We start from the raw sequence: 21,387 nt of genomic DNA on the forward strand, positions 1-21,387 counted from the left end.
TAATTATAACTTCATTATAAATAGGGAGAGTAACAACGTGTTAGAAATCATTCCTAAAAATAACATAGCTATAAATGTATTGGTTAAAACTTGGCAAGAAGCACTAACTAAAGCTGGTGAATTGTTAGTTATAAATGGTTATACCTCTGAGCAATATACGCTCGATATGATTCAGGCTGTTAATGAGTTTGGTCCTTATATTGTTATTGCTCCAGGCATTGCTTTAGGTCATGCCAGACCAACTAAAAATGTGTTTAAAACAGGTCTTAGTTTAATTGTGTTAAAAGAACCCATTGAATTTGGTTCAAAAGAAAATGATCCAGTTCAAGTCGTTCTTGGGCTTTGTGCGATAAATGATCTAGATCACCTACAAACATTAACTCAGATTTGTGCTTTTTTGGATCAAGATAACGCCATGCAAATTCTAATTAATAGTCAATCTGTAGCCTACATTGCTGCGGCAATAAATAATTTTAAATCATAGGAGTCGTTATGAAAATAATCTGTGTTTGTGGAATGGGTTTAGGTTCTAGTGTTATCGCGAAGATGAATTTAGAACAAGTCCTAAAATTAATGAATATCGACGCCCAAGTTGATACTTGTGATGTTGGCAGTGTACGTAGTACTCCTGCTGATTTATATGTCACTACTTATGAACTTGCTCAATCTATGCCGGTTGAATATAAAGATAAAACCGTGATTTTAACTAATTTTGTACGTAAAGTTGAGATTGAAAAATCGATAGATGAGTGTTTAAAGAAACTTAATTTGCGCTGATTGAATAGGAGTATTAAACATGAGTGAAATTATTGATTTTATTATTTTTCAACTGTTAGATAGGGCACCTATTTTTTTAGGTTTAATAGCCTTAATTGGACTTTTATTACAAAAAAAGAAAACAAGTGAAATCATTGATGGGGTAGTTAAAACCATCGTTGGCTTATTAATCTTAACTACTGGGGCTGGAGTATTATTAAATTCAATAAGCCCAATCATGACTAAATTAAATGCTTCTATGGGGATTCAAGGAGTGCTTCCAGCTAATGAGGCAGCCTTTGGTGTCGCTATGGTTGATTTAGCTAATACTATAACTATTACATTTTTAATCGGTTTTTTATTACATCTGTTTTTAGTTTTTATCATTCCATTCAAAAGCTGTAAAAATGTTTACTTAACAGTACATATGCAATTGTTCCTAGCTACTTTTATGGTTGTTTCATTACCCGGCACATTAGGGTTGTCAGGTACCGGATTGATTATAACTGGTGCAGTATTTTGTGCGTTGTATTGGACTTTTACACCAGCCATTACCCGAATTATAGGTAAAAGCTTTATGGGTGAAGATTTTACTTTAGGTCATCAACAACAAGTCGGCGCATTATTAGCTAGTAAAATTGCACCATTGTTTGGTAAAAAAGAACAAGATGCTGAAGAGTTAAAATTACCCGGTTTTCTTTCTATTTTTCGTGACAATACCATTTCACTCTCATTTTTGATGCCCCTAATTTTTATTGGTATAGGGTTAGCCATTGGTTCAGAGGGGATTACGGAATTAAGTGGCAGTACTAACTGGATTATGTGGTTAATAATTGAAGGTTTACAATTTACTGCTGGTGTAGTTGTGCTATTGGTTGGTGTAAGAATGTTTATCGGGTCTATCGTTCCTGCTTTCAAAGGTATTTCAGATAAATTGATCCCAAATGCATTACCAGCACTTGATAGCCCTTCAGTCTATCCCTTCTCACCAACAGGAGGTATGTTAGGATTCCTTGCTTCTGTTGTTGCTGCATTAGTCGTGATGTTTGCAACAATAATCTTTAAATGCCCAATTATTGTTTTCCCTAGCCCAATCATTATGTTTTTTGACGGTTGTTGTATGGGCGTGTTTGGCAATAAGTTCGGTGGTTACAAAGGGGCACTTGGCGCTGGTTTTGTCACAAGTTTACTTGCTCACGCCGGTATAATTTTACTTTATCCAATGATGGGCCCAATTTATGGTTCTGGATTAATGTTCTCAAATATCGACTTCACCTTAGTTTGGTTACCATTCATCTATTTAATGAAGTTTATCGGTATTATATTTGGTCTGGTTTAATTAAAGCAGGGATATGATATGAAAATACAATTAGCGCTTGATTTATTGGATGAAGAACAAGCCTTAAATATGGTTAAAATGGTGGGTGACAATGTTGATATTATTGAAGTTGGTACCTCACTATTAAAATTAGCTGGGGTACAACTTATTGAAAAAATTCGTTCAATAACGCCTAATAAACCAATATTTATTGACATGAAAATTATTGATGGACCTGAACGTGAAGCCACATTAATGGCCAACGTCAAAGCGGATTATTACTCTATGTTAGCGGTGGCAACTGATACCGCTATTACTAAAGTACTTAATATCGCTCAAAAACATCATGCACAGGTTGTTTTTGATATGCAATCAGTAACCAATTATCAAGAACGGAGTTTGCAATTAAAAAATTTAGGTGCGCAAATGATTTGTGTACATAAAAATTGTGATTGTGGAGATAGCTTTAATGAAGCTTTTAATGAATTTATTGATATCAAAGCAATAACTCAACTACCTGTGGCATTAGCTGGTGGTATCAATTTAATTACCTTACCGGAAATAAAAAAACAGCTAAAACCAGAGGTGGTAATTATTGGTGGAACCATTCTTAAAGCTGAAGATCCTATAGCCACAACTAAAGCGTTACGCATTATTGCAGATAGTTAAAAATGAAATAGAGGATTTTTTATGAGTAAGCTAGATAATATTACACGAGAATCTTGGATATTAGATAATTGTCCTGAATGGGGTACTTGGTTAAATGATGAGATCGAAGCGCAGCAAGTTTCAGCCAATTCTGTTGTAATGTGGTGGCTAGGTTGCGTTGGTTTATGGATTAAGACACCAGGTAATACTAATTTATGTATCGATCTTTGGTGTGGAACTGGCAAAAAAACTAAACAGCTACCGTCAATGAAAGCTACACATCAAATGGCTCGGATGAGTGGTTCAAGAATTGCGCAGCCAAATTTAAGAAATGTACCTTTTGTTATTGATCCTTTTGCTATTAAAAATGTTGATGCCATTATTGCAACTCATTTTCATTCTGATCACATTGATATTAATGTAGCTGCCGCTGTTATAAAAAATTGCGCAGCCGATGTCCCTTTTATTGGTCCACAAGCTTGTGTTGATTTATGGACGGATTGGGGGGTACCAGAATCTCGCTGTATTGTGGTTAAACCTGGTGATAATATAAAAATCAAAGATATTGAAATAGAAGTTTTAGAATCTTTTGATCGAACTGTATTAATTACTGAACCGCCAAGACCTTTAAATGAACCGAATCAAATCCCTAATATGGATTTGCGATCAGTCAATTATTTAATTAAAACGTCTGGTGGCAACATTTATCACTCTGGTGATTCTCATTACAGTAATTTATTTGCTAAACATGGTAAGCAACACGATATTGATGTTGCATTTGGTTCGTTTGGTGAAAATCCTATTGGCATAGTTGATAAACTCACTTCTATTGATATTTTACGTATGGGAGAAGCATTGCGGTGTAAAGTAGTTATCCCAATTCACCATGATATCTGGTGTAATATGTTAGCTGATCCGAATGAAATCCTAGCGCTATATGAGATGCGTAAATACCGTTTACAATATAAGTTTAAACCATTCATTTGGCAACCAGGTGGTAAATTTACCTATCCTCAAGATAAAGACAACATGGTTTATCAGTTTCCAAGAGGTTTTCCTGATATATTTGAACACGAAACAAATGTTCCTTATCCAGCATTTTTATAGCATTATAATGTTTAAACTATCTGATATTCAGATGGTTTAAACAACACAATCAAGGAAAGCCATGCGATTAGATTATATTTCTGTCAGAATTATTAAAACGATAGCAATCAATCCAAATATATCGATTAACCAACTTTGTAACCAGATTTGTATTAGTCGCAGGCATTTTTATTATCGGTTGGGAACAATGAATGATTGGTTAACAAAAAATAACTTCCGCAAAATAGATAACAGCCGTTCACAAGGATTAACTTTACTTGATCATGAGGTAACAAAGATCCTTGATCAACTCGATCTTATTTCAACTCACCATTATGAATTAAAAAGTAATGAGCGAATGGATCAAATTTTAATATTTCTAATTTTAACCAATAAACCGGTATTTTTGGATGATTTAAATCAAATTAATCGAGTCAGTCGCAATACAACATTAAATGACATCAATATAATCAATCAAAAATATCATGGAATTATCATTTTTAAAAAGAAACAAGGATATTGCTTAACTACTGATGTATTAAAACAACGTTTTTTAGCCTTACAAATTATTCAAATACACTTTAAATTTAAAAGTAACTTTATTTATCAGCTGATTTTAGATACATACTATCAAAGTAACATACAGAATGTTTCTACAATCATTGAGGAGATAAATAATGTAATCTTAGCAGTAGAAACTAGTTTAAAAAGGCATTTTACTGATAAAGATCGTCAATTACTGTGTTATATGTTATTAATTACCTTGTTACACGTTATTAATAACAAACAAAATATTTCATTTAATCAACAACAAAAAAACTATTTATGGTTTACTTCCGAGTGGTATACAGCCAAGTTAATGCAAAAAACATTGCGCATAAATCTTGATATACAGTTGCCTGATAATGAAATTTTATTTGTAAGTTTATTATTGTCGATCCTTAAAAGCTTTCATTCTGATGAAAAGATCAGCCAGCAAGATAGTAATTTAATTAGATATATAAGAATGCTTATCGCTGAATTTCAGCGTTTAGCTGGTGTTTATTTTATTGATAAAATAGGACTACAACGGCAACTATTTATGCATTTAAAACCAGCCATTCGGCGCGGATTATTTAATATTAATATCGAGAATTTACTTCTTGATGATATAGAGCAACTCTACCCACAAATTTTTAGCATAACTAAACGCGTTGTAACAATTATAGAAGCTGAGTACCATTTTCAATTTACTAACCATGAACTTGGTTATATTGCTATGACTTTTGCAGCCTGGATCAATAAAAATAAAGAAACCAAAGAAAAAAATATTTTACTGATATCTGAGGATGGTGTTTCAGTTACCTCAATATTAGAACAAAAATTACGAAAATTAACCGTTATACCATTGATCATTCACTTAAAAACCTTACAAGAGTATAAACAAGGAAATTACCCAAAGCAGATTGAATTAATCATTACTACAACTAATCTTCCCGATATTGAAAATAAAAAAGTGCCTGTAATAAAAGTAAAACCAATTTTAACTAACCATGAACAACTTACCATAAGGCAACTATTGGAAAATCGTGATTATGAATCACAATTACCAATCATGGTTAATGCATTGATGAATGAAATTGATTCTTATATTCCTAAGCATCTTCGTTCCAATATTCGCGTCAAATTTGACAATATTATCCGTCAAAACGTAGCGTTAATCGGATTACCTATAAAAGAAAATTTCACATTAGAACAAAGCCTACATGGCAATATTGGCATATCGCGTTCACAATTAAATTGGAATAAAGCCATTGATCTTGCTGGTCAACCTCTGATTAAGCGAGGTTTGATTAAAACAGATTATTTACAGGAGATAAAAGAGAATATTAATAAATTTGGTATGTATATGTACCTTACTCCCAATATTGTACTACTACATGCTTCGCCTATAGATAATCAGCCGCTACCCTATTTATCATTATTAAAAGTAACTAGGCCAATCCCATTTAAGATTGGGCAAAAATTGGCTGCGGCATCAATAATTTTTCTGCTTGTACCAGAAAAAACCGCCAGCCATATAAAATTGTTAGAACAATTAAATATTTTGTTAACTAACCAACAAAAACTAAATGACTTATTAAAAGCCAATAATATCGAAAGCATAAAAAGAGTTTTATTTAATTCTTAAATAATTATAAAAAGTAAACTATAACATATTGTTTAGATTTATAATTCATCCAACATATTAACCAAAATCCACAATACTTTAGCTGAACTATTTTTAAAGTAGTTTGGTTATTATTGAAGCGGTAAATCATTCGTTGCCGTTATTAAAATGGTATAGACTCCTCAATATTTTTTACAGAGATATGAATCAAAAATGTGATTTATGCCTAAAACGAGAGCCAACGGTGGGTAAAAATGTTGCTCCGGCTTTAACATCTAACCAAATCTGCCGATAACGTTGGCGTCGCTTTACTCGGCAATAATTCGCCAATATGGAAAACCCTTGCTTTTCCATTATCCGCAGAAAACAGGACTTCCATTTAGCGGCGGTATTGGAGTTAATCCCTAATTGCTGATTAGCGGTTTTAAGAGTTTCACCTTGTAGCAATAAGTCAACAAAAGGTAACCACAGTTCGCAATGAGATAAATGATCTAATTGATATTTTTTGAGCGGATTAAACGTACGTCGACAGCTTCGGCAACGAAAATTAAGGCGGTGACCAATACGAACCGTCAGAGGTGATTCGCAATAATCGCAAGGCATGACGGATGTACTGAGCAAATCTTTAAGCCATGATTTAAATGCTTGCGCTTGCTGACTGGCCTGGTCAGGGGTGGTTTGCTCAAGGTCTAATACCGCTTGATAAAGGTCAGGCTCATGCTGCTCCAGCAATTGCCGTATAACATTATCCCGTCTACGAGCTGCACGTGGTGATAGGTTGAACCGGACTGCAATAAAACTGTGGGGCTGAGTCGTTAAGGTGTACGGAGCAATATCAATCAGCAATGATGTCGGTTTAAGGCGCTGGCATAATGGACTTGCTGCAACGAACTTGGGCAACTGTTGCAAAAATCGCTCTGCAGCAGGCTGTTGCCTACTCGGTAAAATTGCATGATACATCATTACGCTCCTTATAACGGTATAGACTCCTCAATAATTTTCACAAACACTATAACCTAAAAAGTAAACAGTTGGAATTGTTTAATTAACGACTGCCCAGCCTAAACAGAATATGCTATATTATTTTTTAATTGATTTTACAAGGTGATACGATGGATATAAAACTCACCAAGCATGATGAAGGCACGGACGATGTGTACAGCATTATGCAACGTGTGTTATTGCGTGATAACCAAATTAACCAAGAAAAAGAACATCTTTGGATGATTGGGATGAATCAAGCTGGTTATATTCTTTACATCAAACTGATTGCGCTTGGCAGTTATAAATCGGTCGATGTTGAACCGATGAATGTATTTCGTGTTGCGGTGATGAAAAACGCATCACGGGTGATATTAGTTCACAACCATCCGTCAGGATCGCTGACGCCGTCGGATGCCGATAAAGATATCACTGATCGCCTCATTCAAGTTGGCCGTATTTTAAATATCGACCTAATCGACCACCTAATCATCACCCCAAAATCCTATATCAGCTTCCGCAGTACTAAACTTATGGACGAATTAGAATAAAGCCTAAAATACGTCCCAACTTATCAAGTGGTTGATATGATCCGTAAGGAAGAAAAAAAGATCGCTAAAGAGAAGTTGGCGGTTGAAAAGGATAAGACAAAAACAGCTCAACAAAAAGCAAAAGCGGAAAAAGGACGTCGGGAAAAATCAGAGACTGAAAAGAAAATATTGATTAATGCTTTGTTGGATAAAGGTGTTTCGGTTGATGATATTGCTAAGATTTTGGGGATAACGGTGAAGGCGGTGGAGAGGGTTGTAAAAAAACAGGATAGTTGCTTGAATTTGATATAACAACTATCCGCTAGTGGTTGATAGAAAATAGGATCAATAATTATCTTTATATACCAAAAAAACGATTACTAGATGATAGTTCTAAAATTACACTTCCTGTAAATGATTCGTCTAAATTATCAAATTTGTCTTGAATAATTGGCGCGATAAGTTGCCCATTTGAATTTAAAACTAAATCCGCTAATTTATATAATTCTTTAATATCAATAATTTCAATCTTGTCTTGAGTCGTAAATCTCGGATAAGGTAAATTAATATTTTTATCCTGTATGAAAGACATATAGGCAATATCAAATGCTGCAACTAACGTTTGTTTTTTTCCACTACCCGCATTTGACTCAAAGGCTTTAATATCAAATCGATAAGAATCTTCATCAAATGTCACATACCATTTTTCTTTATATATTGATTCAGAATAATTAGAAAAATAAGTATTAAATATATTAATATTATTTTTTGTAAAAACACTTATACTTTCTTTCAAACTAAAGATTAAAGAATCTAATTGTGTGTTAATTGCTATTTTATCTTGAGCTAAAGCAGCTAACTGACCAAGCAAAGCTTTATCATTAGATATTTCAGATGATAATTTTGTTATGCTTTCATTTAGTTTGGTATATTCAGCTAAAGAACCTTGTTGACCAAGTTTGCTTAATACCGAATTATAGCTTTCAATAGAAGTTAATCGAATCGAAAATAAAGTATTTAACTTTTCATCAATTTTAGCTATACGTTTCAATAAATAACTTTCTTCGTTTTTTAGCATGCCATTATGAAAATTTATCGTATCTTCAAATTTACGCTGAACATCAATATTTAAAAGATTTGCCTCTTCATAAATATATTTAACATTTTTAGCATCATATTTAAATTCATCATTAATTAATGTATTCAATCTTTCAACTAATACATCTTTATCTAATGTCAATTTAGTTATACTTTCTTCGATAGAATGTATTTTAGATTGCAAAACTGCTAATTCATCTTCATCTTGAGCATAACGTCTTTCAATCTGAAAAGAATCTCTCAATTCAATTTTTTCAGATAATTCGACTTCTAATAAATCTATTTTTTGTTGTAATCCATTAGGTACAATTGATTTCAATGCTTTATAATTTTCTGATACTTTTTTAAAGTCATTTGCTAAACTTAATTTACTATTAATTTTTTCTATATTTTCAAAACCAAATAAAAATAACCAAATAGTTGTATAATCAATTATGCTAGTAGAGGCATGAAGGTATTTTAAAATATTGCTAACTTCATAATCTTTATTTCGGACAAATTTTGGAATTAATTGCCTGAAAGTAGGTTTCGGCTCTTTTAAAGAAAATAGTTTTTGTTTTAATACTTCATGAAATGATTCTAAAGAATAAGTTTCTCCATTAATACTATTAATTGAATCTATCTTTGATGTTTTACTGTTAATAGCGATTTGTCGAGATATTTTTATATCACTAATACTATCGGTTTCTAGATTATTTCCCAAAGTAAGTTCAAATTTTAATAGGTTTGATATCAAAAAGTCTTTGACTACCGTATTCTCAATTTTTTTATTTTCATTATCTGTATAAAATTCTTCAATTTTCCCACCAAAACAGTAATTCAAGCATCGAACCAATGTTGTTTTGCCAAGGCTATTGGAAGTTCCATCTTTGTTTGATATACCAACGATAAGATTTAGACCTTTAAAAAACTTTATATGACGTATAACATCACCATTATCTTTAGTAATCGTTAGCCTTTTAAGATACATTTTAACCTACCTTCTTTGCTTTCACTTACAATACCAAGCATAAATAACCAATCTAATGCTAACATAAACCGATTAAACGTTATTGGATAAAGTTTATTATATTTTTGATATAAATCGGTTAAATGTAACTCTGTAATACCCGACTCATAAAAAAACTGAATTAAAGACGCACCTAAATAATATAAAGAAATATTAGGGCGAGTTTCGTTAAGAATTAGCATTTTTTTTCCATATATTCAGATTTCGGTTTATCAAAAATTTTACAGCTTGCAAATACAAAAATACAACATAAGATAAATCTTCGGGAAATAAAGTATGCTTATAACATTTCTTAAATTCATCATTTATCTTACATTCAATAGATTGATTTAAATCATCAGCAGTAATATTTTTAAAATCCAATTTTAAATTACATTTTAACCTACCTCCTTCGCTCTCACTTACAATACCACATAAAAATAACCAATCTAATGCTAACATAAACCGATTAAATGTTATTGGATAGAGTTTATTATATTTTTGATATAAGTCGGTTAAATGAAATTCTGAAACACCTGATTCATAAAAGAAATGAATTAAACGTGAACCTAAATAGTATAATGAAATATTTGGGTAAGTTTTATTAAGAACTAACATTTTTTTGTGCCATATATTCAGCTGTTGGTTTGTCAAAAATTTTACAGCTTGCAAATACAAAAAATACAACAAAACCAACATAAGATAAATCTTCTGGAGATAAAGTATGTTTATAATATTCCTTTAAATCATCCTTAATTTTACATTCAACCCGATGAATTAAATCATCAGCAGTAATATTCTTTGCTTCATATTTTATACCACGATAAACATTATTAACAAACTGAATAATTTGATGGCGTATAGAACCATCAGCTGATTCTTCTATTGTCTTTAATCTTTGCTCAATAATATACATTCCTTCATCATAATATTCGTAATCATCGGCATATCTTTTAAGATTATTGAACTCTATTTTATCTAAAATATTATATAACTCTGTATCGGGTAATTCCGGATAATATTGTTTTTCTGATAACATCATTGCTATGTCTTGTAGCAGTTTTTGCATAATATTGCCTTTTGGCTCTGGTACAGAAAAGTTATAAACATTACCATTGTTAACAATATTATTACTGCCATTAATATACCTAATTTTATGGCTATTTGACATTCTGATCCCTTTTATTAGTTACGTCACCATTTATAACGTTGTTATTATCACCAATAACATCACGCATTTTATGAGATCTTTTATTAATATAAGAAAATACCCCAATAATCGCTATAATCAAACTAATTACAGCTATAATAATTTTCACCCAATCATCTGAAGAAATACCTAGCCACATAGAATATACTCCTTTACTGAGAAATAATAACAATTAAATTCAATTAAAACCGTAAAATAATATTGCCAAAGATCATACTATAATCACATGTATATAGAAACAGTATATACTGTTTTTAGGTATGAAAACCAAGTATCTTTTTTTATTAATTATATTTCTTTATTTTAACCAAATTTTTCGAAGTATTTCACAAAAATAACCACTTTTTAGAGTTATGCATAGCTATACCATTAGCATATTAATCGACTAACATACCCCAAAACTTGTCAAATATTTGCCTTCACATGTCACAAGTAGTAGGACAAAAAAATAGTTATATTATTTTGAGTGAATGATAACTACGAACATTCAAACAACAATATTGCACAATTACATTAAACACAAAACGGATTAAAATAGCTTATAGGAAAATCTGCAAATATATTATCAAAGATAATACCAATGCAATTATGGTACTTTTTCAGTTTGGTGATTTAAAATTAATAACAGTAAATATTGAATAAATATCGAGGATCGCTCCTCGATAATTTTTACCCCTTTACACACACCACTTGCCTTAATTGATGCATTATCTCGACCAATTCATTTTGTGTAGCCATAGCAGCATCAATATCTTTGTATGCCATTGGGATTTCATTAATCACATTAGCATCTTTTCGACATTCGACATTCGACATGTGCCGTTGCTTTGATTTGATCTTTAATGGTAAATCTGTTTCTCGTCGCTGTTGGGCTTATCACTCACTACACAATATGAAAAAACCATCTCATTTATTAAGTTATTGTTAAATATATCTTTTTGTTGTTTCGAGAACGAAAAAACAGAAGAGTAATGATGCCGACAGGCTGAAAAAATATTTGGTGGGCTGAGTTGGGATGAGATTCAACAGCCCCTAGAGCAAATTAGAGATTATGCATTAAAGACCAAATAATTGCTTCACCATTTGTTGATTGTATTTATCCTGACCACGCCAATAAGTGGCATATACCCAATCGTGTTTTCCCCTTGTTGGGCGCTCATAAGAAGCGGGTTGTAAAATCCCCACACAAGCCAAAATTTCAATAACGGTGTTACGTTCATCCTGATTGGATTTAAAGTTAGGTACATCCGTCAGTTTATCACTCAGTGAACCCGGGTAATCATCTTGCTGACAAGATGCAATAATGGCTAATATCCCTTTTAAAATAGCTATATCATCTTTGGTCGGTTCAGAGATTGCCTGTTTAGTGAATTGCATGAGATCAAAGTAGGTATAAAGTAAATCACCATGACGCACTCCTCCCCACTTTATTCGTTCAAAGTTTAAGATATTTAAATCTGCTTTGACGTAGTTTTCATTACCTATCATGCCATATTTGAGATCACGGCAGACCTGACACGTATAGGATGAATGACTCATTTGGCCATCTTGATAAGATTGACCAGACACGACTGGCGTATATTGATGCGCTGTCATTAATTTGGCGATAAAGTATGATGCAATACCTGAGCGCCAATCAAGTCGTCGCGTTGATAAGCTGCTCAAAAAGGCCTTGGCAACGTGTTCAAGTGTGATTGTGGCGACGATGTTTATGATTTTATTGACACAATCATCGTGTGATATGGTAATGGGATCAAACATTAATCCTTTTTCTTTCGCATACGCGAAGTCGTTCGGCTCTGTTTTTATCTCCTTTCTGTCCTTCCAGCCATTTTTCCAATAGGTTTGAAACAGAATCTTTTTTGCTTTTTTGTCCATTTAATCACCGTATTTGTCTATTTTACTTTGAATTAGCACGAGTGAGCCCTCTAGCCATTGAGTTTAACTCATTGCGATAAATGATCAGATTCAGCAGTGATTTGATATTTTTCTTTTACTGCAATTAGCTTCGAACCGTCATTAAAAGTCACGTGCTAATCTTTAGTAAGCAAATAGTGTGTTAACACTTGCCTAAGCCCAAAGCCAAGTTTCAGAAGCATAGGAAAACCTTCCCAATATTTGGATTGAAAAATACAAATCATCACCCAAAATGATCGGCTGTTTTTTGCATATCAATCTGCCAAGGTTGACCATCAATAACACCTTTTAAGATTTAAATAAACTTCATCAATTTATCGGCGAGTTTGCTATTTTAAAGCAAATGAGCGAGTCATAAAAATAAATTTATCAGACTTACTATATCAATTTTGTCATTTACAAATAAATAATCAGCGTATAGAATTCACCCGCTTTCCTGAATAGTGCTGCTGCAGGAAAACAGTAATTATCTTCTCAATTTGAGGAGACGCTTTTTTATTGTTTTCTAGGTGGCTATTATGTCTACATTTTCTCGTTTACAAAAACGTTTGTCCCGTCTTGGGATTGAAAGTCATTTTAATAATGATATTTATACTTTAAATAAAGAAAATACTTCTGCTCAGATTTTGTTACCGAGTCCACTGCCATTAGAGCAAAAAGCGGTAGAACAGCTACTGAACTTTGCATCTGTGAGCGTTCCTAATAGTGTAGGGAAAGTTTGCATGGCTCGTGCTACACCTGATTTTCATCCGGGTGCGGTTGCGCCTGTTGGTAGTATTGTTGCAACTACACAGGATTTAGTTATTCCGGCAGCAATTGGTACCGATATTAATTGCGGTATGCGGCTTTTTACCACCGGTTTAAGCTTTGATCAGGTGTGTGAACAAAAATCGACAATTATTGCACAGTTAAAACGTGTGTTATTGCAAGATGAACGCGATGTACCTGTTACTCCACACTCTTTTCAAGCATTATTCGATCAAGGCCTTGCAGCATGGTTATCGGCGTTACCGCAGCAAGGTTTGTGGAATTCAGTTAATTATGAACGGTTACACGCAGAGCTTAATAAAATATCGGGTAATCACTTAATTAAGGCAGATAGTCAGTATGCACCTGAAGCCTTTTTTGAAAAGCGCGATATTATTCGCCCTGCGAGTTTAGGTACAGTCGGATCTGGCAACCATTTTGTCGAGTTACAAATTGTTGATGATATTATCGATCGACATTTAGCTTATCAATTAGGTCTTGAAAAAAGTAGTGTCGTCGTCATGATTCACACCGGATCGCGTGATGTTGGTTTTTACATTGGTCAGCGTTGGCAAGATAGAGCAAAAGCTTTATGGCCGAATAATGAAAAGCAACCAAAATCAGGATTGTTTGGTTTAACAGATAGTCACGCACAAGCCTATTTACACGCTATGGGGGTTGCTGCGCGTTATGCTTGGATTAATCGAATTGTGATTACCGAATTGATACGTAAATCGCTTGCAACTATTTTTCATCAAGATGATAGTCAACTTGTGGTCGATATTTCACACAATATCATTTTGCCTGAACATGAGATGAATATTCATCGTAAAGGGGCAACGCCTGCTTATGCTGGTCAAATAGCTTTAATCCCTGGCTCAATGGGTGATCATTCTTATGTGGCAGTAGGTAAAGGTAATGCAGATTGGTTATGGTCTTGCTCACACGGTGCAGGTCGAGCAGAAAGACGACAAGCTATGCGTAGCAAAAAAGTCGAATATGATAAGGTCAACTTGCCATGGCAATGTATTACCTTAAAAGAAGAACGGCTACGTGAAGAGGCTCCCACAGCCTACAAACCGATCACATCAGTGATTGAAGCACAACAAAACGCCGGTTTGATTCAAACAGTGGTTAAACTTAAACCGTGGATTACGTTTAAGGTGTAATTTTTATACAACAACCGCATTGACTTGGCTTGATGCGGTTTTAAAAAACATAATACTTTTAGTTCTTTGGTTTTAGCGTTGTAGATTAACCAAAAGTTATCGCCACCAATGGTATTCATTTGAGGATAAACAACAGCAAGCGTTGAGGCTACGGCAATGGCTGCATCAACCGCATTGCCTCCTTTATGTAATACATCAATTCCAGCTTGAGTCGCTAAATAATTGGGGGACGTTACCATGATATTGGTCGTTATCGGGTTAAGACAACGCGAAGGGGTATCACAGTACTTTCCTGTCTCTGATAGCGGTATATCAGCAGCGCCAGATAAATGACTAATAAGCAATAAACTTAATAATATTGGGTGTCTTTTCCACATTTTAGATGTTCCTCAATTGTTAACAGTAACATTTTGAGGAATGCATATTCTATGCCAATAATAAACTTATTAAATTTTGCAGCTAAAATGATTATGACCAATGACGATAATACCGATCTTAATTGTCTTATAATGCTAGCGGTGTTCCGCGATACTTCAAATCCGGCTGTTTAATCCACTGCTGAGCATCAATAATCGCCAGCTCTCGGACATTTTGTTGTTTGGTGATATCAAGCACGTGATTTGCAGCATTGGCAGCGAGTTCAAAGGCGGTTAATAGGGATTGTCCATTGACTAAATGGGCAGTAAACAGACTACAGATTAAATCCCCAACGCCTAATGGACGGTGTGGAAAATCATATAATGGTCGAGCCAGATGATAGCTTTGTGATGGTGTGGCTAAAATCATTTCAAATAATTCCGTCGTTTTACCGGCATGTAGCAGATTTTTAACCAATATGGCTTGAATCGGCTTATTTTGCAGTGTTTTTATCGCGTTAAGCACATCGTTAAAGGTTTTAATTTCCAGATTCGATAATATCTGTAATTCCAATAAATTTGGCGTGATATAGTCAGCGTATTTGATTGCTTGCTTAGTGAAGAAATCAATAATATTTTTTGGCAGAGAACTGCCTTTATTGATGTCGCCCCCCATAACCGGATCGCAAACATAAATCGTATTAGGATTATAAAATTTAATCTTTTTTACGGCCTCAAGGATCTCTTCACCTTGTTCGGCAAGTCCAATATAGCCCGAAATAATGGCGTCAATAGATGACAATACGCCAATTTTTTCTAAACTATTGACGATTCGAGTGATTTGCTGAGCGCCCAGCACAATGCCGTCATAATGTGGATAAACCGTATTACTCGATAACTGAACGGTGTGTATTGGCATCACTTCGACACCTTGTAATTGCATCGCTAGCGTCGCCACTTTATTACCGGCATAACCATAAACAACATTGGACTGAATTGATAAAACGGTTTTCATATATTGACCTTATTATTCATCATAATAACGATATTTGCTTAACAAGTAGATGCAGATAATGGATATCAGTGCTAAACCGCAATAAAACAAGGCTAAGGGTAACCAAAAACTTTTGAAGGTATAAATAACATAACCCCCTATCATTGGAATTAAGCTACCAAAAATAGCCGCACATCCTTGATAACTCATTGATAACCCAGTATAGCGCATTCTGGCAGGGAAAATACGGCTCAAATACCCAGCTATTACACCATAAAAGCCGCTGTAGCAAATCACATTTAGCGAAATCCCAATAATAAAACTGGTTTTCGTACCTGAATTTATAATCGGGAATAACAAAAATACTGATGCCATTGCCAATATTGCTGTACAAATCAAAAAGCGTGTTGCCGAGAATTTTTCTGACCAATAAGAGATAAACGGTTGAGCAACAAAATGGACAATAGCGATCCAAAACAGTGCATCAACTATCACTGATTTTTCGACACCAAGTACCAAAGTAGTATAACCAATCATTAAGGTATTGGAAAAGATACCGCTAAATGACAGCACATTAGCACCAATCGCTAATATTAATAATGGCAATGCTTTTTTAAATACTTCAATAATCGGTGCTGACTTTTGCTTTAAGTCCGCTTGTTTTTTAGATGCTTCAACAAAAACCGGCGATTCGGTTAACGTCACTCTAGCAATAATGCCAATAATTAACAAAATAGCACTGGCTAAAAAAGGAATACGCCAATAACCACTATCAATCAGTTCATTAACAGGTAAACGAATAATATAAGAAAAAACCAGTAATGCTAAAATATTGCCTGCTGGGCTTCCCCACTGAGCAAAGGATGAAAAGAAGTTTTTCAACCCTTTCGGCGCATGTTCATTCGTCATCAACACGGCACCACCCCACTCACCACCAACGGCAACACCTTGTAAAATTCGCAATGCAACCAATAACGTTGGTGCCAAAATACCTGCTTGTTGATAAGACGGTAATAACCCAACAAAAGTGGTCGCCGTCCCCATTAAAAGCAAAGTGATAATAAGTGATTTTTTACGCCCTAAACGGTCACCAATATGCCCAAATAACATAGCACCTAAAGGACGGGATAAAAAACCTACTGCAAAGGTAGCAAACGCCCCTAAAATTTGTACAAACTCGTTATCAGACGGAAAAAATAGCTGACCAAAAATCAATACCGATGCTAACGCATAGATATAAAAATCATACCATTCAATAGTAGTACCAATAAAAGCAGCAAAAGCCACTTTTTTTGCAGATGAATTTGACATAAGTAAACCTTGGGTAGAGGAATGTATGACCAATAATGAATAATAAAACTAGCACAAAGCTATCAACATCACAATTCGTTATCTGAAAAGAGATTAAAAATTATATATAGAAATTTAATAATATTTCTATTTTATTAAATACGTTCAACTTGATGTATGCGAATTAATTATAACACTTTAGCTTTGGGCTTCCGATAACTTTTATCTTATTGTAGTGATAACATCTTCCATCAACTTTGAATATGCACAAATCGCATAATGGTATATAAAATTGATATTTCCTTATTTATCGATAATCGCTTTTAATTAGATTTAATAAAAATATCGGTAAGGAATCATTATGGGATTGATCGCGCCTCATGCTAGTGACAGTTTACAACCTTTACAGGTTGATGACGATGAACGTCTAGCCCTGCAACAATATGCAAAAAATTTACCAGCAATTACCTTATCCAGTCGTGAAACTGGAGATTTAGTCATGTTAGGCATCGGGGGTTTTACACCTCTGTATGGCTTTATGCGAGAAGAGGACTGGCGTAGCGTTTGCGATAATATGCATTTAGCGAACGGGGTTTTTTGGCCAATTCCTATAACTGTATCGGTGACCGATGCTCAAGCTGATACCCTAAAATTAGGTGATGAAATCGCTTTAAAAACACCAGATGGGCAGATAATCGGTATTTTGAATGTGGATAGTATTTATCGTCCAGATAAACAATATGAAGCTAATCAGGTGTTTACAACGACAGATCCAAGTCATCCTGGTGTTGCAATGCTGATGGCTCAACCACCGGTTAATTTAGGTGGTAAAGTCCGAGTTTTGCACGATAATGGCTTTAAAGCACAGTTTGGTCAATATGCTTTAACGCCACAACAGACACGGGAACGCTTTAATCAATTAGGTTGGAAAAAAATAGCGGCCTTTCAAACTCGTAATCCAATGCATCGTTCACACGAATATTTAGTTAAAACCGTGTTAGAACTTTTTGATGGTGTGCTTATCCATTCATTATTTGGTAACTTAAAACCCGGCGATGTACCGGCCAACATCCGTCTTAAAGCAATTAATAGTTTAATTCACAATTACTTTGTGCCAGATTCCGTTATTCATTCCGGTTACCCTTTAGATATGCGCTATGCTGGGCCGAAAGAGGCGTTACTACATGCCCTTTTTAGACAAAATTATGGTTGTAGTCATCTTATCGTCGGTCGCGATCATGCTGGGGTTGGGGATTTTTACTCACCGTTTGCTGCACAAGAGATCTTTAGCCATTTGCAAGACAACGATTTACTCATTAAGCCAATTAAGATTGACTGGACATTTTATTGCCACAAATGTGACGGTATGGCATCAACGAAAACCTGTCCCCACGATAGTGCTGATCGCGTTCTTATTTCTGGCACGGAGGTCAGACGGCGTTTACAAGCCAAAGAGCCGATACCAGAAACATTTAGTCGGCCAGAAGTCGTTGCTGAGTTATATCAATGGGTAAATCAGTAATCAGCTAAATAGTTAATCATCCATAAATCAATAAAGGGAAAAGCCATGCTAGATTTAACTAAAGTTAACCAAAAATTGCAAAATCAGTCACCGTTAACCATTATTGAATGGGCACTGAAAAAACAACAAGATATTCCAGTTAAAAGTATTATCAGTACCCATTTTGGACCTTATGAGGCAGTACTTTTGCACCTTGTTACCCAAATCGATCCGAATATTAAGGTTGTTTGGGTCGATAACGGTTATGCAACCAATGCAACCTATCGTGTAGCCAATGAAATTACTAAACAACTTAATCTTAATCTACATATTTTTGTCCCACAAAGGACGACTGCTTATTTAAATGTGCGATATGGTGGGCTACCTGAACTTGATACTCCGGAACACACCGAGTTTACACAAATTGTTAAAATTGAACCGTTTAACCGTGCGTTGTCCACGCTTAAACCCACATTGTGGTTTACTGCACTACGCCGTGAACAATCTGCGCTAAGGCAAGAACTCAATATTGTAACAAAAGCAGGGGACAATTTATTTAAGATCGCCCCAATACTCGATTGGACGAGTCAAGATATGCAGAATTATATCGAAAAACATAATTTACCTAACGAAATGGACTACGTCGATCCAACTAAAGGACCACAAGGTAGAGAGTGCGGTTTACATAAAATAACTTTTTGATTTTTTATAAATAAACAACATTAGACTTTACTGGCAAAAGGTAAGTGAATCTAAGTTGGTTGGATTTACCATAGCACGTTAAGGTTACGAGCCAATAGCAATTTAACGATAGCTAAACGCTATCAGATAAGGTCATCGTATGAGTACACAACAATTTCCTTTTAATTGTGATGAATTAAAAAAAATTATTGAAAATTACAACGATAAGCAGCTAGCTTGGTTATCGGGTTATTTATGGGGACGGGCGGAAAAAAGTTCCGTCGAACAAGTTTTACCGAGTACCACTCCCCCCTCCAATATGACTCAAGCGGAGCAAAAAGTCACAATTATATCGGCATCACAAACCGGTAATGCCCGCCGAGTAGCTAACGAGTTAAGTCAGGATATTGAACGTTTGGGTATTGCGGTGACTCATCTGCCGGCAGGAGAATATAAAGCTAAAAAACTCAGTCAGGAAGAGATATTAATATTGGTGACCTCAACCCAAGGTGAGGGAGAGCCACCGGAAGAAGCGCTGTCACTCTATAAATATCTGTTTGCAGCTAAAGCGCCTAAATTAACTCATTTACAGTTTGCGGTTTTTGGCTTAGGTGACGCTTCTTATCCAAAATTTTGTCAAGCCGCTAAAGACTTTGATCAACGATTCGCTGAATTAGATGCTCAGCGCCTGCTAGTACGCGTAGATGCTGATACAGATTTTCAAACCATAAGTACCTCTTGGCGACAGGCAGTGATTGATAAACTTAGTCAATTACAACTATCAAACACACAATCGCCAACAGAAAATTCAACCAGTATAGCCGTTAACAGTAGCCTTTATCACCGCGATAATCCATTTATTGCAACCGTTAACGTTAATCAAAAAATCACCTCACGCGATTCAGATCGTGATATTCGTCATATTGAGCTTGACCTGTCCGATTCGGATCTTCATTATCAGCCTGGTGATGCGGTAGGTGTTTGGTATCAAAATAGTAATGAACTTGTGGAGGAGATACTAAGTATCACCCAACTTGCAGGCGAAACGCCAGTTGAATATCATGGACAACAGATCGCTTTAAAAACGGTTCTGACTGAATATGTTGAATTGACTCAAAATACGCCCATCATTATTGAAAAATACGCTCAAGCCGTTCAACATCCCGAACTTCTTACCTTAATGGGCGATCGAGAAGCCTTATTGGAAATGAGTCAAACATTACCACTGGTTGATATGCTTAACCGCTATCGTGGCAAGATAACGGCACAGACCTTTGTTGAATTGCTTCGACCTCTTACTCCGCGTTTCTATTCCATTGCTTCTGCGCAAGATGAAGTTGGCTCAGAAGTTCATCTTACCGTAAATGTAGTACGTTATCAGGTCGACGATAAGATCCGTATGGGCGGTGCATCTGGATTCTTAGCAAATCAAATTGCAGATCAAGATCAAGTCAAAATTTTTATTGAGCATAATGATAATTTTCGATTACCTGATGATACTCATGCACCAATCATTATGATTGCTGCCGGTACGGGCATTGCCCCCTTTAGGGCGTTCTTACAACAGCGTGCGAGTCAAGGTGCTACCGGTAAGAATTGGTTATTCTTTGGCAATCCACATTTTATATCCGATTTTCTCTATCAAGTGGAATGGCAGAGCTATGTTAAAGATGGTCTGTTAACTCACATAGATCTTGCTTGGTCACGAGATCAAGCTGAGAAAATCTATGTACAAGATAAATTAATTGCTCAAGCCAGTGATATTTGGCAATGGCTACAAGAAGGTGCCTTTATCTATGTTTGTGGGGATGCTAAACGTATGGCAAAAGCGGTTGATTTAGCGTTTCAACAAATTTTGATGACTCAAGCACAATATAGTCAAGAACAAGCTATCAGTTATTTGGATGAATTAAGAAGTCAAAAGCGCTATCAACGAGATGTTTACTAATGATAAACAGATACAACAAC

21 protein-coding genes and 2 pseudogenes are annotated in these 21,387 nt (G+C 34.9%); 12 read left to right on the forward strand and 11 right to left on the reverse strand.

What is annotated here, in order from left to right; translation table 11 throughout:
- Positions 1–37: 37 nt before the first annotated feature.
- The 6 genes from J3U27_RS04035 to J3U27_RS04060 all read left to right on the forward strand — a co-directional run bounded on the left by J3U27_RS04035 (position 38) and on the right by J3U27_RS04060 (position 5,978).
- Complete coding sequence (locus J3U27_RS04035; RefSeq protein WP_267376889.1) at positions 38–484, forward strand: PTS sugar transporter subunit IIA; 447 nt, start codon at positions 38–40, stop codon at positions 482–484.
- A gap of 8 nt (positions 485–492) precedes the next feature.
- A complete protein-coding gene (locus J3U27_RS04040; protein WP_267376891.1) occupies positions 493–777 on the forward strand; it encodes a PTS sugar transporter subunit IIB in 285 nt (94 codons plus the stop codon).
- Positions 778–796: 19 nt separating this feature from the next.
- Positions 797–2,095, forward strand: coding sequence for a PTS ascorbate transporter subunit IIC (locus J3U27_RS04045; protein ID WP_267376893.1), 1,299 nt, complete (start codon positions 797–799; stop codon positions 2,093–2,095).
- Between the two features lie 18 nt (positions 2,096–2,113).
- A complete protein-coding gene (locus J3U27_RS04050; protein WP_267376895.1) occupies positions 2,114–2,743 on the forward strand; it encodes an orotidine 5'-phosphate decarboxylase / HUMPS family protein in 630 nt (209 codons plus the stop codon).
- 21 nt (positions 2,744–2,764) lie between these two features.
- Complete coding sequence (ulaG, locus tag J3U27_RS04055) at positions 2,765–3,829, forward strand: L-ascorbate 6-phosphate lactonase (RefSeq protein WP_267376897.1); 1,065 nt, start codon at positions 2,765–2,767, stop codon at positions 3,827–3,829.
- A gap of 61 nt (positions 3,830–3,890) precedes the next feature.
- A complete protein-coding gene (locus J3U27_RS04060; protein WP_267376900.1) occupies positions 3,891–5,978 on the forward strand; it encodes a BglG family transcription antiterminator in 2,088 nt (695 codons plus the stop codon).
- A 186-nt stretch (positions 5,979–6,164) separates the two neighbouring features.
- Here the strand turns inward: J3U27_RS04060 and J3U27_RS04065 are convergent, their stop codons facing one another.
- Positions 6,165–6,866, reverse strand: coding sequence for a hypothetical protein (locus J3U27_RS04065; RefSeq protein WP_267376902.1), 702 nt, complete (start codon positions 6,864–6,866; stop codon positions 6,165–6,167).
- A gap of 245 nt (positions 6,867–7,111) precedes the next feature.
- Here J3U27_RS04065 and J3U27_RS04070 point away from each other — a divergent pair, with 245 nt between their 5' ends.
- Both J3U27_RS04070 and J3U27_RS04075 read left to right on the forward strand, forming a co-directional pair.
- Complete coding sequence (locus tag J3U27_RS04070; protein ID WP_267376903.1) at positions 7,112–7,489, forward strand: JAB domain-containing protein; 378 nt, start codon at positions 7,112–7,114, stop codon at positions 7,487–7,489.
- Positions 7,490–7,525: 36 nt separating this feature from the next.
- On the forward strand, positions 7,526–7,780 hold the full coding sequence (locus J3U27_RS04075) for a hypothetical protein (RefSeq protein ID WP_267376904.1): 255 nt from the start codon (positions 7,526–7,528) through the stop codon (positions 7,778–7,780).
- A gap of 46 nt (positions 7,781–7,826) precedes the next feature.
- On the opposite strand, the gene J3U27_RS04080 is transcribed toward J3U27_RS04075, so the two are convergent.
- The 7 genes and pseudogenes from J3U27_RS04080 to J3U27_RS04110 form a co-directional block, all read right to left on the reverse strand.
- Complete coding sequence (locus tag J3U27_RS04080; RefSeq protein WP_267353750.1) at positions 7,827–9,536, reverse strand: DUF2326 domain-containing protein; 1,710 nt, start codon at positions 9,534–9,536, stop codon at positions 7,827–7,829.
- On the reverse strand, positions 9,518–9,757 hold the full coding sequence (locus J3U27_RS04085; protein WP_267353751.1) for an ABC-three component system middle component 6: 240 nt from the start codon (positions 9,755–9,757) through the stop codon (positions 9,518–9,520). The genes J3U27_RS04080 and J3U27_RS04085 overlap by 19 nt, the downstream gene beginning before the upstream one ends.
- On the reverse strand, positions 9,744–10,172 hold the full coding sequence (locus J3U27_RS04090; protein ID WP_267353752.1) for an ABC-three component system middle component 6: 429 nt from the start codon (positions 10,170–10,172) through the stop codon (positions 9,744–9,746). The genes J3U27_RS04085 and J3U27_RS04090 overlap by 14 nt, the downstream gene beginning before the upstream one ends.
- Positions 10,159–10,725: a hypothetical protein gene (locus J3U27_RS04095; RefSeq protein WP_267353753.1), complete on the reverse strand. Its 567-nt coding sequence runs from the start codon at positions 10,723–10,725 to the stop codon at positions 10,159–10,161. Before J3U27_RS04095 ends, J3U27_RS04090 begins: the two co-directional genes overlap by 14 nt.
- Complete coding sequence (locus J3U27_RS04100) at positions 10,715–10,903, reverse strand: hypothetical protein (RefSeq protein WP_267353754.1); 189 nt, start codon at positions 10,901–10,903, stop codon at positions 10,715–10,717. Before J3U27_RS04100 ends, J3U27_RS04095 begins: the two co-directional genes overlap by 11 nt.
- A 530-nt stretch (positions 10,904–11,433) precedes the next feature.
- Positions 11,434–11,608, reverse strand: a pseudogene (locus J3U27_RS04105) (RtcB family protein); the annotation flags it as partial.
- A 212-nt stretch (positions 11,609–11,820) separates the two neighbouring features.
- Positions 11,821–12,642 (reverse strand): hypothetical protein, encoded by an 822-nt coding sequence (locus tag J3U27_RS04110; RefSeq protein ID WP_267376905.1) that lies wholly within the window; start codon positions 12,640–12,642, stop codon positions 11,821–11,823.
- Positions 12,643–13,199: 557 nt separating this feature from the next.
- Here J3U27_RS04110 and J3U27_RS04115 point away from each other — a divergent pair.
- A complete protein-coding gene (locus tag J3U27_RS04115; protein ID WP_267376907.1) occupies positions 13,200–14,597 on the forward strand; it encodes an RtcB family protein in 1,398 nt (465 codons plus the stop codon).
- Between the two features lie 50 nt (positions 14,598–14,647).
- On the opposite strand, the pseudogene J3U27_RS11605 reads toward J3U27_RS04115, so the two are convergent.
- The 3 genes and pseudogenes from J3U27_RS11605 to J3U27_RS04130 all read right to left on the reverse strand — a co-directional run.
- Positions 14,648–14,908: pseudogene (locus tag J3U27_RS11605) on the reverse strand (gamma-glutamyltransferase); the annotation flags it as partial.
- 193 nt (positions 14,909–15,101) lie between these two features.
- Entirely contained in the window at positions 15,102–15,968 is an 867-nt protein-coding gene (pdxY, locus tag J3U27_RS04125; RefSeq protein WP_267376909.1) for a pyridoxal kinase PdxY, read from the reverse strand.
- A 12-nt stretch (positions 15,969–15,980) separates the two neighbouring features.
- On the reverse strand, positions 15,981–17,258 hold the full coding sequence (locus J3U27_RS04130) for an MFS transporter (protein WP_267376911.1): 1,278 nt from the start codon (positions 17,256–17,258) through the stop codon (positions 15,981–15,983).
- A 340-nt stretch (positions 17,259–17,598) separates the two neighbouring features.
- On the opposite strand from J3U27_RS04130, the gene sat reads away from it, so the two are divergent.
- From sat to J3U27_RS04145, 3 genes are all read left to right on the forward strand, one after another.
- Positions 17,599–18,759 carry a sulfate adenylyltransferase gene (gene sat, locus J3U27_RS04135; protein ID WP_267376912.1) on the forward strand — a complete coding sequence of 387 codons (1,161 nt, stop codon included), beginning with the start codon at positions 17,599–17,601 and terminating at the stop codon, positions 18,757–18,759.
- Positions 18,760–18,804: 45 nt separating this feature from the next.
- Positions 18,805–19,440 (forward strand): phosphoadenosine phosphosulfate reductase family protein, encoded by a 636-nt coding sequence (locus tag J3U27_RS04140; protein WP_065562758.1) that lies wholly within the window; start codon positions 18,805–18,807, stop codon positions 19,438–19,440.
- Between the two features lie 139 nt (positions 19,441–19,579).
- Positions 19,580–21,367, forward strand: coding sequence for an assimilatory sulfite reductase (NADPH) flavoprotein subunit (locus J3U27_RS04145; protein ID WP_267376913.1), 1,788 nt, complete (start codon positions 19,580–19,582; stop codon positions 21,365–21,367).
- The last annotated feature ends 20 nt before the right edge of the window (positions 21,368–21,387 follow it).

It is taken from the genome of Gilliamella sp. B2911 (genome assembly GCF_026536965.1).
Lineage (GTDB): Bacteria > Pseudomonadota > Gammaproteobacteria > Enterobacterales > Orbaceae > Gilliamella > Gilliamella apicola_E.